The 14,516-nt window shown below is 74.8% G+C and carries 17 protein-coding genes; 7 read left to right on the top strand and 10 right to left on the bottom strand.

Translation table 11 applies throughout. The features are described from left to right. Nucleotides 1–83 precede the first annotated feature (83 nt). From ACZ7KX_RS13950 to ACZ7KX_RS13960, 3 genes are read left to right on the top strand one after another with little or no spacing between them, the layout of a single operon-like run. Nucleotides 84–545, top strand: coding sequence for a group II truncated hemoglobin (locus ACZ7KX_RS13950; RefSeq protein WP_470326641.1), 462 nt, complete (start codon nt 84–86; stop codon nt 543–545). Continuing rightward, the gene (locus tag ACZ7KX_RS13955; RefSeq protein ID WP_470326642.1) at nt 542–1,093 is read left to right on the top strand and encodes a GNAT family N-acetyltransferase; all 552 of its coding nucleotides are present in this window, start codon (nt 542–544) and stop codon (nt 1,091–1,093) included. Before ACZ7KX_RS13950 ends, ACZ7KX_RS13955 begins: the two co-directional genes overlap by 4 nt. 4 nt (nt 1,094–1,097) lie before the next feature. After that, nucleotides 1,098–1,484, top strand: coding sequence for a VOC family protein (locus ACZ7KX_RS13960; RefSeq protein ID WP_470326643.1), 387 nt, complete (start codon nt 1,098–1,100; stop codon nt 1,482–1,484). A gap of 66 nt (nt 1,485–1,550) precedes the next feature. On the opposite strand, the gene ACZ7KX_RS13965 is transcribed toward ACZ7KX_RS13960, so the two are convergent. Continuing rightward, nucleotides 1,551–2,333 carry a dioxygenase family protein gene (locus ACZ7KX_RS13965; RefSeq protein ID WP_470326644.1) on the bottom strand — a complete coding sequence of 261 codons (783 nt, stop codon included), beginning with the start codon at nt 2,331–2,333 and terminating at the stop codon, nt 1,551–1,553. A gap of 117 nt (nt 2,334–2,450) precedes the next feature. On the opposite strand from ACZ7KX_RS13965, the gene ACZ7KX_RS13970 reads away from it, so the two are divergent. Continuing rightward, entirely contained in the window at nt 2,451–2,918 is a 468-nt protein-coding gene (locus ACZ7KX_RS13970) for a MarR family winged helix-turn-helix transcriptional regulator (RefSeq protein WP_396551360.1), read from the top strand. On the opposite strand, the gene ACZ7KX_RS13975 is transcribed toward ACZ7KX_RS13970, so the two are convergent. Both ACZ7KX_RS13975 and ACZ7KX_RS13980 read right to left on the bottom strand, forming a co-directional pair. Beyond that, the gene (locus tag ACZ7KX_RS13975) at nt 2,884–4,218 is read right to left on the bottom strand and encodes an RNA polymerase sigma factor (protein WP_470326645.1); all 1,335 of its coding nucleotides are present in this window, start codon (nt 4,216–4,218) and stop codon (nt 2,884–2,886) included. The genes ACZ7KX_RS13970 and ACZ7KX_RS13975 overlap by 35 nt on opposite strands. A gap of 67 nt (nt 4,219–4,285) precedes the next feature. Continuing rightward, nucleotides 4,286–4,651, bottom strand: a complete 366-nt coding sequence (locus ACZ7KX_RS13980; protein WP_470326646.1) for a YciI family protein — start codon at nt 4,649–4,651, stop codon at nt 4,286–4,288. A 184-nt stretch (nt 4,652–4,835) separates the two neighbouring features. Between ACZ7KX_RS13980 and ACZ7KX_RS13985 the strand changes: the two genes are divergently transcribed. Next, nucleotides 4,836–5,054 carry a hypothetical protein gene (locus tag ACZ7KX_RS13985; RefSeq protein WP_470326647.1) on the top strand — a complete coding sequence of 73 codons (219 nt, stop codon included), beginning with the start codon at nt 4,836–4,838 and terminating at the stop codon, nt 5,052–5,054. Nucleotides 5,055–5,141: 87 nt separating this feature from the next. On the opposite strand, the gene ACZ7KX_RS13990 is transcribed toward ACZ7KX_RS13985, so the two are convergent. Next, nucleotides 5,142–6,254: a hypothetical protein gene (locus ACZ7KX_RS13990; RefSeq protein ID WP_470326648.1), complete on the bottom strand. Its 1,113-nt coding sequence runs from the start codon at nt 6,252–6,254 to the stop codon at nt 5,142–5,144. An 88-nt stretch (nt 6,255–6,342) separates the two neighbouring features. Here ACZ7KX_RS13990 and ACZ7KX_RS13995 point away from each other — a divergent pair, with 88 nt between their 5' ends. Together ACZ7KX_RS13995 and ACZ7KX_RS14000 are read left to right on the top strand one after the other, a co-directional pair. Then, entirely contained in the window at nt 6,343–6,861 is a 519-nt protein-coding gene (locus ACZ7KX_RS13995; protein ID WP_350524315.1) for a GNAT family N-acetyltransferase, read from the top strand. A gap of 236 nt (nt 6,862–7,097) precedes the next feature. Then, entirely contained in the window at nt 7,098–8,135 is a 1,038-nt protein-coding gene (locus tag ACZ7KX_RS14000; RefSeq protein ID WP_470326649.1) for a sphingomyelin phosphodiesterase, read from the top strand. Between the two features lie 47 nt (nt 8,136–8,182). Here ACZ7KX_RS14000 and ACZ7KX_RS14005 read toward each other — a convergent pair whose 3' ends face one another. The 6 genes from ACZ7KX_RS14005 to ACZ7KX_RS14030 all read right to left on the bottom strand — a co-directional run bounded on the left by ACZ7KX_RS14005 (nt 8,183) and on the right by ACZ7KX_RS14030 (nt 14,468). Then, complete coding sequence (locus tag ACZ7KX_RS14005; RefSeq protein WP_470326650.1) at nt 8,183–9,217, bottom strand: LacI family DNA-binding transcriptional regulator; 1,035 nt, start codon at nt 9,215–9,217, stop codon at nt 8,183–8,185. Nucleotides 9,218–9,556: 339 nt separating this feature from the next. After that, nucleotides 9,557–10,312 (bottom strand): GNAT family N-acetyltransferase, encoded by a 756-nt coding sequence (locus ACZ7KX_RS14010; protein ID WP_470326651.1) that lies wholly within the window; start codon nt 10,310–10,312, stop codon nt 9,557–9,559. A 135-nt stretch (nt 10,313–10,447) separates the two neighbouring features. Continuing rightward, nucleotides 10,448–11,542 (bottom strand): WD40/YVTN/BNR-like repeat-containing protein, encoded by a 1,095-nt coding sequence (locus ACZ7KX_RS14015; protein ID WP_470326652.1) that lies wholly within the window; start codon nt 11,540–11,542, stop codon nt 10,448–10,450. A 147-nt stretch (nt 11,543–11,689) separates the two neighbouring features. After that, the gene (locus ACZ7KX_RS14020; RefSeq protein ID WP_470326653.1) at nt 11,690–13,132 is read right to left on the bottom strand and encodes a dihydrolipoyl dehydrogenase family protein; all 1,443 of its coding nucleotides are present in this window, start codon (nt 13,130–13,132) and stop codon (nt 11,690–11,692) included. After that, nucleotides 13,129–13,584, bottom strand: a complete 456-nt coding sequence (locus tag ACZ7KX_RS14025; RefSeq protein ID WP_470326654.1) for an OsmC family protein — start codon at nt 13,582–13,584, stop codon at nt 13,129–13,131. The genes ACZ7KX_RS14020 and ACZ7KX_RS14025 overlap by 4 nt, the downstream gene beginning before the upstream one ends. 149 nt (nt 13,585–13,733) lie before the next feature. Beyond that, nucleotides 13,734–14,468 (bottom strand): alpha/beta fold hydrolase, encoded by a 735-nt coding sequence (locus ACZ7KX_RS14030; RefSeq protein WP_470326655.1) that lies wholly within the window; start codon nt 14,466–14,468, stop codon nt 13,734–13,736. Nucleotides 14,469–14,516: the final 48 nt, after the last annotated feature.

Genomic DNA, 14,516 nt, shown 5'->3' on the forward strand with positions numbered 1-14,516 from the left:
ACGCGTTCGCCGGCCCGGCGTCCGGGCCGCCGCCTGCTAGGAAGGTCGCAACGCACGGCCATCCACCCACGGGGAGCACATCCATGAGCGACCAACGGCCCGACACCCTCTACCAGGCCGTCGGCGGCATCGACGCGCTGCGCCGCCTCAGCCACACCTTCTACCGGGGCGTCCTCGCCGACCCGCTGCTCGCGCCGGTCTTCGCCGACTTCACCCCCACCCACATCGAGCACGTCGCGGTCTGGCTGGCCGAGATCTTCGGCGGCCCGACCGCCTTCACCGACGAACTCGGCGGCCACCAGGCCCTGTTGCGCGCCCACCTGGGCCTGGCGATCACGGAGGAGCAGCGGCTGCGCTGGATGGAGCTGATGGCCGAGGCCGTCGACCGGGAGCTGCCGGCGGATGAACTGCTGCGCCGCCGGGTGCTGGAGTACTTCGACTGGGGCACGAAGATCGCCGAGGACGTCTCCGCCTCCCCGGCCGGCACCGACCTGGGCGATCCCGGCCCGACCCCGCGCTGGAGCTGGGAGGGGCTGGAGAAGTGACCGTCGCCGCCCACCCGACGGCCGACGGCCTGCTGCTGCGCCCCTTCGAGGACACCGACGCGCCGGCCCTGGTCGAGGCCTACCGGGACGAAACCCTGCGCCGCTTCACCCGCACCCCGGTGGACGACGTCGGGCAGGCCGCGCACTGGATGGCTCTGCAGCACGAGGGCCGGGCGGCCGGCACCCGGTACGCCTTCGCCGTCCTGGACGCCGGCGAGCTGGTCGGCACCGTCGTGCTCAAGCGCGGCACCCCGGGCGGGGCGACGGCCGAGGTGGGGTACTGGACCGCGGGCCCGGCGCGCGGCCGGGGGGTGGCCCCGCGCGCGGTGGAGGGCCTCACCGCCTGGGCGTTCGCCGCCTTCGCCGAGGACGGCCTGCATCGGATCGACCTGTTGCACGAGGGCGACAACCACGCCTCCTGCCGGGTCGCGGAGAAGAGCGGCTACGCGTTCACCGAGATCGTCCCGGCGTTCCCGCCCTACCCGCTGGACGGCCACCGGCACTCCCGGAAACGGCTGGACGGATCCGAGCGGAGCAGGTCAGAGTAGACGGATGGCTTCCCTGGTACGACATGTGACGATCGATTGCGCCGACCCGTACGCCCTGGCCGGTTTCTGGGCCCGGGCGCTGGAGGGCACCCTCGGCGAGGACGACAACCCGGGCGACGAGGAGGCGCTGGTGGAGTCGGCCGGCGCCTCGCTGCTGTTCATCCGGGTGCCCGAGGGCAAGTCGGTGAAGAACCGGGTCCACCTCGACCTGCAGCCGCAGGACCGCAGCCGGGACGAGGAGGCGGAGCGGCTGGTCGCCCTGGGCGCCACCGTGCTGGCCGACCACCGCAGGCCGGACGGCACCGGCTGGATCACCCTGGCGGACCCGGAGGGCAACGAGTTCTGCGTCGAGCGGAGCCGGACGGAGCGCGCCGCCACCGGCGACGCGTAAGCGCGGTACGCAGCCGAGGCACGTGGCCGGGCCGGCCACGTGCCTCGGCTGCTCCCGGTGCGGGGCTCAGCCCAGCTGGATCGAGCGCTTGGCCAGCCCCATCCAGAACCCGTCGATGACGCTGCGCTGACTGCCGAGGTCGGCCTCCCCGGCGCCGAGGGTGACGAACAGCGGGGCGAAGTGCTCGGTGCGCGGGTGGGCCAGGCGCCCGGCGGGGGCCTTGTGCTCGAAGTCGAGCAGCGCGTCCAGGTCGTGGGCCTCCAGGGCGCGGCGGCCCCAGTCGTCGAACTCGGCCATCACCGAGGTGACCCGGCCGTCGCTGCTGAGCGCCCGCAGGTTGTGGGTGAAGAAGCCGCTGCCGACGATCAGCACGCCCTCGTCGCGCAGCGGGGCGAGCTTGCGGCCGATCTCCAGCAGCCGCTGCGGGTCGAGGGTGGGCAGCGAGACCTGGAGCACCGGGACGTCGGCCTCGGGGTACATCTCCACCAGCGGGACGTACGCGCCGTGGTCGAGCCCGCGGTCGGGGATGTCCTGGACGGGTGTCCCGGGGGCGCGCAGCAGCTTGCGCACGCGCTCGGCGAGCTCCGGCGCGCCGGGGGCGGCGTACCGGACCCGGTAGTAGTGCTCGGGGAAGCCCCAGAAGTCGTAGACCAGCGGGACGGTGGTGACGGCCCCGAGGGCGAGCGGCGCCTCCTCCCAGTGGGCGGAGACCATCAGGACGGCCTCGGGCCGCGGCAGGTCGGCGGACCAGGCGGCCAGTTCACCCGGCCAGACCGGGTCGTCGGCCAGCGGCGGGGCGCCGTGCGACAGGTACAGGGCGGGCATGCGCTCGGCGGCCGCGGCGCTCATGGCGTCCTCCTCGGACTGTTCATCCACTGATAGTTCAAATTTGAACCTCTACTCCGATCGACGGTACACCTTCGTTCGAATTTGAACAACAGGAGTAGGCTTGGCCCCATGCCCCCACTGAACGAACCCCGCTGGCTGGACCCGGACGAGATGGCCGCCTGGCGGGGCTTCGTCACCGCGAGCAACCTGCTCAACCGCCGGCTGGAGCGCCAGCTCAAGGAGGACTCCGGCCTCTCGCACCAGCAGTACGAGATCCTGGTGCACCTGTCCGCCGCCCCCGGCGACTCGCTGCGGATGACCGAACTCGCCGACAAGCTCGTCACCTCCAAGAGCGGCCTGACCTACCAGGTCACCCAGCTGGAGCGGATGGGCCTGGTCGCCCGCCGCTCCTGCCCCAGCGACGTGCGCGGGGTCTTCGCCGAACTCACCGACCAGGGGCGGGAGATGCTGCGCCAGGCCGCACCCGGGCACGTCGCCCTGGTCCGCGAGCTGCTGATCGACGTGCTCAGCCGCGAGCAGCTGGCCGTCCTCGCCGAGGGCCTCGGCGAGGTCAGCGCCCGGCTCCGTCTGGACGAGACGCCCTAGGGACGCCCGGGCCCGCCCGCGCCCGAGCCGGCCCCGGGCCGGTCCCGGTCCAGCCCCCTCCGAGCGCGGCGGCCCGCTCCCGCAGCAGCTCCCGTTCCCGTTCGTTGCGGGTCAGCCCCGCCGCCCGCTCGAACTCCGCCCGGGCCTCCGCAGCCCTCCCCAGCCGGGCCAGCAGATCACCCCGGACGCTCGGCAGCAGGTGGTAGCCGCGCAGCGCCGGCTCCGCCGCCAACGCGTCCACCGCTTCCAGCGCGGCGGCCGGGCCCTCGGCCATCGACACCGCCACCGCCCGGTTCAGCGCCACCACCGGGGACGGGCACAGCGCCAGCAGCCGCTCGTACAGGGCGGCGATCGTCGCCCAGTCGGTGTCCGCGTACCGCCGCGCCTTCGCGTGGCACGCGGCGATCGCAGCCTGCACCGAGTACGGCCCGGTGCCCGCCCGCTGCAGGGCGTCGAAGCCGCGCCGGATCAGCAGCCCGTCCCAGCGCGCCCGGTTCTGGTCCGCCAGCAGCACCGGCCGGCCGTCCGCCGCGGTCCGGGCGGCCGTGCGCGAGGCCTGGAACTCCAGCAGCGCGGCCAGCCCGTGCACCTCCGGCTCGGCCGGCATCAGCGCGGCCAGCACCCGGGCCAGCCGCAGTGCGTCCTCGCAGAGCTGAGGGCGGAGCAGGTCGTCCCCCTCGGTCGCCGAGTACCCCTCGTTGAAGATCAGGTAGATGACCTCCAGCACCGACGACAGCCGCTGCGCCCGGTCCTCCCCGTACGGCACCTCGAACGGCACCGACGCCTTGGCCAGCGCCCGCTTCGCCCGGACGATCCGCTGCGCCACCGTCGGCTCGGGCACCAGGAAGGCGCGGGCGATCTCCGGGGTGGCCAGGCCGCCGAGCAGCCGGAGGGTGAGCGCGATCCGTGCCTCCGCCGACAGCACCGGGTGACAGGCGGTGAAGATCAGCCGCAGGAGGTCGTCGTCGATGCCGTCGGGTTCGGCCGGCTCCGGGGGCGGCACGTCCTCCAACGACCGCCCCACCTCGGCGAGCTTGCGGGCGTAGACGCCCCGGCGGCGGACCAGGTCGATCGCCCGGTGCTTGGCGGTGGCCGTCAGCCAGGCACCCGGATTGTCCGGGACACCCTCCTGCGGCCACCGCTCAAGCGCGGCCACCAGCGCGTCCTGTGCCAGCTCCTCGGCGATGCCCACGTCCCGGACGATCCGGGCGACCCCGGCGATGATCCGGGCGGACTCGATCCGGAACACCGTCTCGACGGCCGCCTCCGCCGTCCCGTTCGCTGCAGCCCTCTCCGTCACGGCCACCCATCAGAGCAGCCGGCGGGGCGGGAGGCAACCACGGGCACGGGCACGGTCGTTCCCGCCGTTACTGCGCCGGCTGGTCGGCGATCTGCCGGACCTCGGCCTCGACGTGCCACTTCACCGAGTGGGCCTGGAGGAAGCGCCGGGTCCACTCCAGGGCCTCGGCGTGGTCCCTGCACTGCAGGACGGCGTAGCCGCCGATGACCTCCTTGGTCTCGGTGAACGGCCCGTCGGTGTGGCCGACCTTCCCGCCGTGCCAGGTCACCCGGGTGCCCTCGGCGGTCGGGGTGAGCGAGGCGGTCTCCAGCATCACCCCGGCCTGGGTGATCTCCCGGAACAGGGCCCCCATCCGCTGGTCGAACTCCGGGTCCGACTCCCAGTCGGCGCGGTCCTGCTCGTTGATCCGGATCAGTGTCATGAAGCGCGGCACGGTGACTCCTCGATGGGTCGGGCGGGGCCTCTCCCCGCCTCTCACCCCTGCGTCGAACGGGCCGCCGCCGGATCGACACCCGCCGCGAAGGAATCTTCCGGCGCTCCGGGAGACGGCGTCTCGGCACGGCACCCGGGCGGTCCGTGATCGAACGGTCCGCAGGGGCGGGTGGGGGGAGACACGGATGCCGGGGGACATCCTCGGGGCGGTCGTCGAGGCGCTGGTGGAGACGATCGGCGAGTCGAAGGCGGAGGAGCGCAAGGACCGCGGCGACTTCGCCGACGGGCGGGGCGTGGTCTTCGAGGGCTGCGTCACCGGCGCCCGGCCGTACTGCCGCGCGACGAGTGCCGTCACCGCCGTCTGGCTCGGCCCCCTCGGCGACCCGGCGCACCGCACCGCGTAGCGCCGCCCCGCTCTCCTGCGGCGCGAGCCCTGCTGCTGTGCCCGCCGTGCCCGCCCTGCTCCCGGGCCGTCCTACGCCGGGGCCGCCCTACTCCTGCGCCGCCTTGGGCCGCAGCTCCGGCGGCAGCGGCCGGGCGCCGGAGAGCCGGACGGCGGCGCCGCGGGCGAGGTGGAAGGCCAGCGCCGGGTCGTCGGTGTCGGTCCACGGCGGGCAGCCGCACCACGGCCCGATCGCCCGGAACTGCTCCAGCGCGATGCCGTGCAGCCCGGCCCTGCCCGCGTAGTACGCGAGCCGGTGCCGCAGCAGCGGCAGCCGGTCGTCGTCGGGGCGGACCTGCGCCAGCGCGGCCGCGACCTTCCGCACCGGTTGCTTGCCCAGCTCGCCGTCCAGCGTCGTGCCGAGGGTCCCGCGCAGCTCCAGCTCGTGCAGCGCGTGCAGGTAGAGGCCGGGCAGCGGGCTGCCGGCCGGGGCGTCCTTCATCGCACGCTTGGCGAAGGCCAGCATCTTCTTGTCCGAGCCGAACCACTTGGCGCACCAGTACTGCAGGCCCTGCCAGTGGCCCGCGTAGTGGTACGGCGCCCGCTCGACCAGTCCGCGCCACAGCTCCTCGAACTGCTCGGGCGTGTACCGCGCGCCGCGCGCGGCGCTCACCATGACCACCCAGGGGGCCGGGTTGGCCGGGTCCAGCAGGGCGGCCCGTCTCGCGGCCCCGACGGCCGCGGGCAGCATGGCCCGGAAGGCCCGCATGTCCTCCTCGGGCACCTCGTGCGCGTACCCGGAGCCGCGGATCGCCCAGGCCGCGTGCACCATCCGGAGGGCCTCCAGGGCGGCGGCGTCGCAGTTGTCCGGGTCGGCCGCGCGCCAGGCCTTCAGCCAGCCCTCGTCGCGGTCGGCGACGGAGTCCAGCAGTTCCAGCCGCGACCAGCGCTCGTCCCAGTCCTGTCCGGCGGCCTCGACGTGCGCGGCGGCCGGCTTCCAGTTCCCGGCCCAGGCGGCATCGGCCACCGCCTGGGACTCCCGGCGGCGGTGCGGTGGCGGTGGCGGACCGGCGCGGCGCGGGTCGAGCCGCTCGCGGGGGGTCAGGCCGTACGCGGGCGCGTCGAACCCGGTCAGTGCCCAGTTCCGGGCCTTCGTCTGCCGGACCCTGAGGACGGCGGCGTACCCGCCGATGATCAGCAGGCCGAGGATGAGGTATCTCACGGCGGAGCATCATCCCTGGTCGCGGTGGGTGCGGGCAATGCGGTAAAAGCGCTCGCCGGAGCCGGGTTTCCGTGCCAACATGCCCCATATGGGGACGATTCTGCACGGCGCCCTGGTCACGCTGCGACCGGCCACCACCGACGACATCCCGGCCCTGGCGGCCATCCGCGGCACGCCCGAGGTGTTCGCCCGCTGGCGGGGCGGTGACGACCTGCCGGCCGAGGTCGCCAACGACCTGGAATCGCCCGACACGGAGACCTTCGCGATCGACCTGGGCGGCCAGGTGGTCGGCGCCATCCAGTGGTACGCCAACAACGACGACGAGTACCGGCACGCCGGGATGGACCTCTACCTCGACCCGACGGTGCACGGCCTGGGCCTGGGGACGGACGCGGTGCGCACCATGGCCCGGTACCTGGTGCACGACCACCACTACCACCGGCTGGTGATCGACCCGGCCGCGGACAACCTGGCCGCGATCCGCTGCTACGCCAAGGTCGGCTTCCGCCCGGTCGGCACCATGCGCCAGTACGAGCGCGGTTCGGACGGCACCTGGCACGACAACCTGCTGATGGACCTGCTCGCGGACGAACTGCTCGACGGCTGAAGGCCGTTCGGGCGGGGGCGGGCGGGCGGTTTCGCGGGGGTGCGAGGGTGTACAGACATCTTGTCGCCCACCTGCCCAGAGCTGTACAGACATCTCATGGCCACATGATCGGTCGGAACTGATCTCCTGGCGTTCTCCCCGACGTACCGGTCGGTAGCTAGCGTTCCTCCGCCATCCCCGCCGCCGGTCACCCCGGCGCCGGGCCCCGCAGGGTAGACGAACCCAGGAGAACGCCCATGCTCTCGCGTCGCACGGCCACCGCCCTCACCTCGGCGGCCGCCGCCGCACTGCTGCTCGGCGGCACCGCCCCGGTCGCCAACGCCGGTGCCCCGGCGAGCCCCACCACGCTGTCCGTCTTCGCCTTCAACGTGGACCTCGGCACCGCCGTCGTCGACAGCACCCAGAACGAGCAGGCCGCCCGCCGCACCCCGGTGATCGAGCAGATCGTCCGTCAGCACAACGCCGATGTCGTCATCCTGGACGAGCAGTTCAACAACAGCTCGACCGCCGACATCAACGCCGAGCTGGCCGACCTCTACCCGTACCGCACCCCGGTGGTCGGCGGCACCTGCTCCGGCGGCGGCTGGACGGGGATCAGCGGCAACTGCTCCAGCTCGTGGTTCGTCATCAACGGCGGCACGATGATCCTCTCCAAGTACCCGATCGCCGCCCAGTACGCCCACGTCTTCGCCAACTCGACGTACGGCACCTGGGACTACCACGCCGACAAGGGCGCGGCGCTGGTGAAGGTGACCAAGAACGGCAGCACCGCCTGGGTGGTCGGCACCCACCTGCAGGCCGACGAGTCGGACGTCTCCACCGACACCACCCAGGCCACCCGGCTCGGCCAGCTCGCCGAGATCCGCGCCTGGGTGGACGGCATCGTCGGCAGCAGCGCCCCGGTGCTGATCGGCGGCGACCTCAACGTCGAGTACGTCCACGGGCAGGGCCGCGGCGACTACGCCAACGCCCAGAACGCGGTGAACGGCGTGCTCGGCACCCCGGCCACCGACCCGGGCCAGAACCTGACCACCATGGACTGCTCGGTCTCCGCCTGGTGCCGGTACATGTCGGGCGTCGAGACGTTCCCCGAGGACTACCGGGACGACCTCGACTACATCGGCTACCTCAACGCCCCGGGCCGCCCGGTGCCGGCCGGCATGTCGACGGTGAAGGTCGACTTCGACCCGCAGGCGGGCTGGACGCCGGGGCAGCTCGACACCCTCGCGCCCAGCGACCACTACCCGGTCGAGGCCACCTTCCGGCTGAACTGACGCCCGGCTTCCGGCTGAACCGACGCCCGGCCGGGGGCGGGACGGCGTCAGGCCGAGGCCGACCGGTCCGGTGCCGGGCAGCCGCACGAGCGCCGCACCACGAGCCGGGCCGGGAACGTCCGGGCGCCGGCGGCGCGGCGCTCGGGCCCGCCGAGGACGAGCTCCAGTGCGGCGCGGGCCATCTCGTCCTGCGCGGTGGTGACGGTGGTCAGCGCCGGCCCGGCGATCACCGCCTCGGCGATGTCGTCGAAGCCGGCCACCGCGAGGTCCTCCGGCACCCGGATCCCCAGGTCGTCGGCGGCCCGCAGCAGGCCGATCGCCTGGTCGTCCGTCGCGCAGAACACGGCGGACGGCCGGTCGGGGCGGGCCAGCAGGGCGAGTGCCTCGGCGTGCGCCCGGACGCGGTCGAACGGCGCCGGGGCGAGCCGCCCCTCGACGGGCAGCCCGGCCTCCTCCAGCGCGGCGGCCCAGCCGGCCGTCCGCGCGGTGACCGGGTCGTGCGGGCTGAGCGCCAGGGTGCCGCCGAAGCAGTGCACCTCGGCGTGCCCGTGCCCGAGCAGGTGGCGGACCACCTCGCGGGCGCCGCCCTCGTCGTCCGCGACCACGGCGACGCCGTTGGCGCTCTCCGCGCGGTGGTGCAGCAGCACGACCGGGGTGCCGTCGGCCACGTCGAAGCCGGTCAGCCCGGGGGTGGCCGGGTCCTGGGTGACCAGGATCAGGCCGTCCACCTGCATCCCGAGGAAGGCGCGGATGTAGTGCGCCTCGCGTTCGTCGGCGTAGTCGGAGTTGCCGATCAGCAGCAGCCGGCCGTGGTCGGCGGCGGCCTGCTCGACGGCGTGCGCGAGCCCGGCGAAGAACGGCTGACGGGCGTCCGGCACGACCATCCCGAGCAGGTCGGTCCGCCGCCGCGCCATCGCCTGGGCGACCCGGTTGGGCCGGTAGCCGAGCTCCTCGACCGCCGCGAGCACCCGTGCCCGGGTCGCCGGTGCCACCGGCCGCGGCCCGTCGTTGATCACATAACTCACCACGGCCGTGGACGTCCCCGCCGCCCGCGCCACATCGTCCCGTGTCACCCTCGCCATGACCGTTGAGCCTACACACCGCCTCCGACCAGCCGGTTTCCCGCGTGTCCACACGGCCCCGATCGGCCGTCCGGGCTCGCGGGGCGGGTGGTGCGGTGCCGAGGCCGGCGGGACGGGCGGCGTTGCCGCCGCCGACCGTGGGAGCAGGTCGGTGAGCACGCCGCAGCGCCGGGCCACCCGGTCACGGGCGGGTCGCCGACTACCCGTTCGACCGCTACCACGCCCTGATCGGCTTCCAGGCCACCATCGGCGGGCAGCCCGCCCGGTGGTGGTCGCGATCGAGGAGGCCGACCCGTTCTTCGCCTTCGCCCGGGATCCCGGCCGGGCGGGTCCGGGGGCTCAGTCGGCGTCGGGCACGATCACCGTCAGCGTGGTGTCCTTCAGGCGGAAGCCCAGCGCCTCGTAGACGCGGCGGGCCGGGTTGCCCTCGGTCACCACCAGGTGCACGTCGGCGAGGCCGCGGGCGGCGGCGTCCGCGACCGTCAGGCGCAGCAGGTCGGCGCCGAGGCCGCGGTAGCCGCGATGGGGGTGGCGGAAGACGTCGCCGACCCACGGCAGGCCGTCGCGGTCGGTCAGGACCAACCCGGCGACCACGCGGTCCTCCGCGTCCACGGCGAGCACGCTGGACGGCAGGACCGGGCCGATGGCGTTCCCGGCGAGCAGCACGGCGAGCCGCTCGGAGAGTGCCTGCGCGTCGTCACCCGGGAAGTGGTCCACGTGCCCGGGACCGAAGGCGGCCCGCCAGGCCTCGAACAGTTCCTCGGGCGCCCGGTCGCAGGGCGCCGCCCGCAGGCCCTCGCGCAGTGGCGCCCCGGCCCAGTCGGCGGGCGGGGGATCGGCGCGCAGGTCACGCCGGAAGGTGTGGGCGTGCCGCAGCACCGTCGCGCCGTCCGCGACCAGTCGCCGCCCGAGTTCGGGGCTGCCGGAGACCACCCACCCGGGCAGCTCGGCGCGGATGTACGCGGCCGGGTCCACCGACCCGTCCAGCACCTCCAGCAGGTCGGCCCAGGGCCGGCCCGCCCGCTCGCCCGGCTGGTAGCGCAGCACCGGAGTGCCCTCGCCGTCGTGCCTGACCACCCAGTCGGCCTCCGCCACGGCCCACCCCTTTCGCGTGTTCCCGCCGGATCGTTCGTCGGCGGCCCATGCTCGTCGGAACGCGGCGCCCGGGCAAGCGGTTTTCCGGCGGCCGGTGGCAGGGTCCGGCGGCGGGGCCGGCCGCCGGGGCGCGGGTCAGGCCACCACCGCCGCGCGGACGCAGAGCACGTCCGGCAGGTGGGACTTCAGCAGCGACCAGCTCTCGCCCTCGTCCCGGCTGCCGTACACGTCGCCGGTCCGGTTGCCGAAGTAGATCCCGGCCGGGTCGGCGTCGTCGGTGCGCAGGGCGTCGCGCAGCACGATGCCGTAGTGGTCCTCGCCGGGCAGGCCCGCCGCGAGCTGCTGCCAGCTGTTGCCGCCGTCGGTGGTGCGGAAGACCCGGCAGCGGCGGCCGGGCGGGATGCGGTCGTCGGAGCCGCCGAGCGGGAAGAGGTACGCGGTGTCGCCGCGGCGCGGGTGGGCGGCCACGGCGAAGCCGAACTCGGCGGGCAGCCCGTCGACGATCGAGCGCCAGCTGCCGCCCCAGTCGTCGCTGCGGTAGACGCCGCCGTGGTTCTGCAGGTAGAGCCGGTCGTGGTGGACCGGGTCCGGGGCGATCTTGTGCACGCACTGGCCGAACTCGGGGTACTGGCGCTCCTGCGGGAAGAACTCCGCGCGCAGCCCGGTGTTGGACGGCTCCCAGCTGTCGCCGCCGTCCTTGCTGCGGTAGACGCCGCCGCTGGAGACGGCGACCAGCAGCCGTTGCGGGTCGCGCGGGTCGGTGAGGACGGTGTGCAGGCCCTGGCCGCCGTAGCCGGCGCCCCACTGCGTCCGCTGGGGGTGCTCCCAGAGCGACTCGACCAGGGCGAAGGTCTCGCCGCCGTCGGTGGAGCGGAACAGCGCGGCGGGCTCGGTGCCGGCGTAGACGACACCGGGGGCCTCCGCTCCGGCGGGCTGCAGCTGCCAGACCCGGGTGAGCGAGGCGCCGGTGGACTCCGGGAAGCGGATGGCCGGCCGCGGCGGCTCGTACCAGTGCGCGCCGAGGTCGTCGGAGCGCCAGACGGACGGGCCCCAGTGGCTGCTGTCGGCGCCGACCAGGATCCTGGTGCGGCCCTCCCGGCGGTCGACGGAGACGGAGTAGATCGCGTTCATCGGGAAGTGCGGCCCGCTGAACTCCCACGTCAGCCGGTCGCGGCTGCGGCCGAGAAAGAGGCCCTTCTCGGTTCCGACGGCCAACAGCACCTCGGTCATGCCTCACACCACCTGGTCCACGAGCACGGCCCCCCGGGACGGCCCCCGACTGCCAGTGTCCCGCCGTCCACCGGTGGTCACACCTCGCCGCGCCGACCACCCGGAAGGCCGTCCGTTCGCCCGTCGTCCGTCGGTCCGCCCGGAGGGCTATCCCCGGCAGCCCTCCAGCAGTCGCAGCCAGACCTCACTGATCGTCGGGTACGCGGGCACCGCGTGCCAGAGCCGGTCGATCGGCACCTCGCCGACCACCGCGACGGTCGCCGAGTGCAGCAGCTCGGCCACCCCGGGGCCGACCAGGCAGGCGCCGACCAGCACCTGGCGGTCCAGGTCGAAGACCACCCGGGCCCGGCCGCGGTAGTCGTCGCCGTACAGCGAGGCCCCGGCGACGGCGCCGAGGTCGTGGTCGACGCTCTTGACCCGCAGCCCGGCCTCCTCGGCGGCGGCCAGCGTCAGGCCGACGGCGGCGACCTCCGGCTGGGTGAACACCACCTGTGGCGCGCCCGCGAGGTCGGCGGACGCGGCGTGCGCGCCCCAGCGCGCGGTGTCCAACGGGCGCCCCTGAGCGCGGGCGGTGATCGCCGCGCCCGCGATCCGGGCCTGGTACTTGCCCTGGTGGGTGAGCAGCGCCCGGCGGTTGACGTCCCCGGCGGCGTACAGCCACTCGCCGTCCACCCCGAGCACCGTGCAGCTGTCGTCCACCTCCAGCCAGCCGCCCGGCTTCAGCCCGACCTGCTCCATCCCGATGTCGGCGCTGCGCGGGGCCCGGCCGGTCGCGTACAGCACCTCGTCGACGGTCAGCTCCCCGCCGTCCTTGAGGGTCAGGGTCACCGGTCCGGAGCCGTCCGTCCGCTCCACCGCGGCGACCTCGGCGCCGAAGCGGACGTCCACCCCGGCCCCGCGCAGGCCCTCGGCGACCAGCTCGCCCGCGAACGGCTCCATCCGCGGCAGCAGCCCCCCGCCGCGCACCAGCAGCACCACCTCGGAACCGAGCGCCCGCCAGGCGGTGGCCATCTCGACCCCGACCACGCCGCCGCCGACCACCGCCAGCCGCCCGGGGACGGCCGACGAGCCGGTGGCCTCCCGGTTGGTCCACGGCGCGGCCTCGGCCAGCCCCGGCACGTGTCCGGGCAGCACCGGACGGCTGCCGGTGCACACCACGACGGCGTGCCGGGCGGTGAGCACCCGCTCGCTGCCGTCCTCGGCCTCCACCGTCACCGTCCGCTCCCCGGCCAGTCGGCCGTGGCCGCGGACCAGGTCGATGCCGGTGTCCCGCAGCCACTTCACCTGGCCGTCGTCCTTCCAGTGCGAGGCGAAGGAGTCCCGCCGGGCCAGCACCGCGGCCGGGTCCAGCCGGCCGTCGCCGACCGCCTCCCGGGAGCCGGCCACCGCGCGGGCGTCGGTCAGCGCCGCCACCGGGCGCAGCAGCGCCTTGCTCGGCATGCAGGCCCAGTAGGAGCACTCGCCGCCGACCAGCTCGGCCTCCACGATCACCGTGCGCAGACCGGCGGCGACGGTGCGGTCCGCCACGTTCTCGCCGGTCGGGCCGGCCCCCAGGACGATGACGTCGTACTCCTCGGCGGTGCTGGTCATGCCCGGTCCTCCGTCGTCTCGATGGCCACCCCGGCCCGCAGGGCGAGGGTGACCGGCGTGCGTTCGCAGATGTCGAGCAGCCGGGCACGCTGGTCCCCGTCCAGGCCGCCGGTCAGGGCGACCCGGCGGGAGATCCGGCCCCGGCCGCCGTCGGTCTCGTACCCGAGCCTGACCCGGACCGTCTCCAGCGGCCACTTCTTGCGGTCGGCGTACATCCGCAGGGTGATCGCGGTGCAGGAGCCGAGCGAGGCGAGCAGCAGCGCGAACGGCTCCGGCCCGCTGTCCGAGCCGCCGCGCCGCGTGGGCTCGTCGGAGGTCAGCGGGTGGGTGCCGGCCCTGACGTCCACGTGGTACGGCGCGTCGGCGGCGCTCCCGGTGACCAGGGCGGTGGTGACCCGCCGGAACTCGGGCCCGGCGGCGGGTGGTTCGGTACGGCCGGGCTGCTCGCTCATGGGGTCGCTCTCCGCTCGGGTACGGTGTGGGGCCCATCCTGCCGGGCCGGGCGCGCCCGCGCGACGGACGGACACGCCCAGGACGCGCACGGGACACACCCGTGCGCGCAGGGGACAGCACCGGGGCGCACCGGGGACAGTCGGCGGTCTCAGAGCGCGGCGAGTTCCGCGAGCACCGCCGCCGTGTCGGCCGGGCGGGAGAACATCGGCCAGTGCCCGGTGGGCAGTTCGCGCAGCTCCCAGTTCGGCCCGGCGAGCGCGGCGAAGCCCGGATCCCCGGAGTCGATCAGCGCGCGCACCGTGGCGAGCGGGAAGGAGCAGAACACCATCGCCTGCGGCAGTGCGTCCCCGGCGCCGGTCAGCCGCAGCCGGTCCCGGAACGCGCCCTCCGGGTGCGGGGTGGCCCGCGCCCGGATCCGGGCCAGCGCGGGCTCGTCCAGGCCGTCCAGGCCGGCCCCCTGGGAGGACAGGAAGTCCCAGGGCGGCATCGGCAGTCGGCCGTCCGTCACCGTGGCGTCGGCCTCCTCGCGGAACCCGGGCTGCCAGAGGTCGTAGACCGAGGAGCCGTCGGGCATCGGGCGGCTGTCCAGGTAGACCACCCGGCGGATCCGCTCCGGCATCCGGTCGGCCAGCCCGCCCACCGGGGCGGCGGCGCCGCTGTGGGCGACCAGCACGACCTCCCACAGGTCCTCGCGGACCAGCAGGTCGGCCAGGTCGGCGATGTGGTCCTCCAGCCCGAACGCGCCGGACTCGACCGCGCGTTCGGCCACCCCGGGCAGGCTGACCGGGTGGACGCGGTGCCCGGCGGCACGCAGCGGCGCGGCCACCTCGTCCCACGCCCAGGCGCCGAGCCAGAATCCGGGGACCAGTACGAACGTGCTCATGGCGATCACTCCTTCGTCGGTGGTGCCTCCGCGGAGACCCCGGTGGGG

Source organism: Kitasatospora sp. NPDC038210 (assembly GCF_055600605.1).

Bases quoted from the DNA above. Each gene is read 5' to 3' on its own strand.
- ACZ7KX_RS13950 (WP_470326641.1), top strand. From the start codon at position 84: ATGAGCGACCAACGGCCCGACACCCTCTACCAGGCCGTCGGCGGCATC.
- ACZ7KX_RS13995 (WP_350524315.1), top strand. From the start codon at position 6,343: ATGGGGACGATTCTGCACGGCGCCCTGGTCACGCTGCGACCGGCCACC.
- ACZ7KX_RS14005 (WP_470326650.1), bottom strand. From the start codon at position 9,217: ATGGCGAGGGTGACACGGGACGATGTGGCGCGGGCGGCGGGGACGTCC.
- ACZ7KX_RS14015 (WP_470326652.1), bottom strand. From the start codon at position 11,542: ATGACCGAGGTGCTGTTGGCCGTCGGAACCGAGAAGGGCCTCTTTCTC.
- ACZ7KX_RS13985 (WP_470326647.1), top strand. From the start codon at position 4,836: ATGCCGGGGGACATCCTCGGGGCGGTCGTCGAGGCGCTGGTGGAGACG.
- ACZ7KX_RS13965 (WP_470326644.1), bottom strand. From the start codon at position 2,333: ATGAGCGCCGCGGCCGCCGAGCGCATGCCCGCCCTGTACCTGTCGCAC.
- ACZ7KX_RS14020 (WP_470326653.1), bottom strand. From the start codon at position 13,132: ATGACCAGCACCGCCGAGGAGTACGACGTCATCGTCCTGGGGGCCGGC.
- ACZ7KX_RS14030 (WP_470326655.1), bottom strand. From the start codon at position 14,468: ATGAGCACGTTCGTACTGGTCCCCGGATTCTGGCTCGGCGCCTGGGCG.
- ACZ7KX_RS14000 (WP_470326649.1), top strand. From the start codon at position 7,098: ATGCTCTCGCGTCGCACGGCCACCGCCCTCACCTCGGCGGCCGCCGCC.
- ACZ7KX_RS13960 (WP_470326643.1), top strand. From the start codon at position 1,098: ATGGCTTCCCTGGTACGACATGTGACGATCGATTGCGCCGACCCGTAC.
- ACZ7KX_RS14025 (WP_470326654.1), bottom strand. From the start codon at position 13,584: ATGAGCGAGCAGCCCGGCCGTACCGAACCACCCGCCGCCGGGCCCGAG.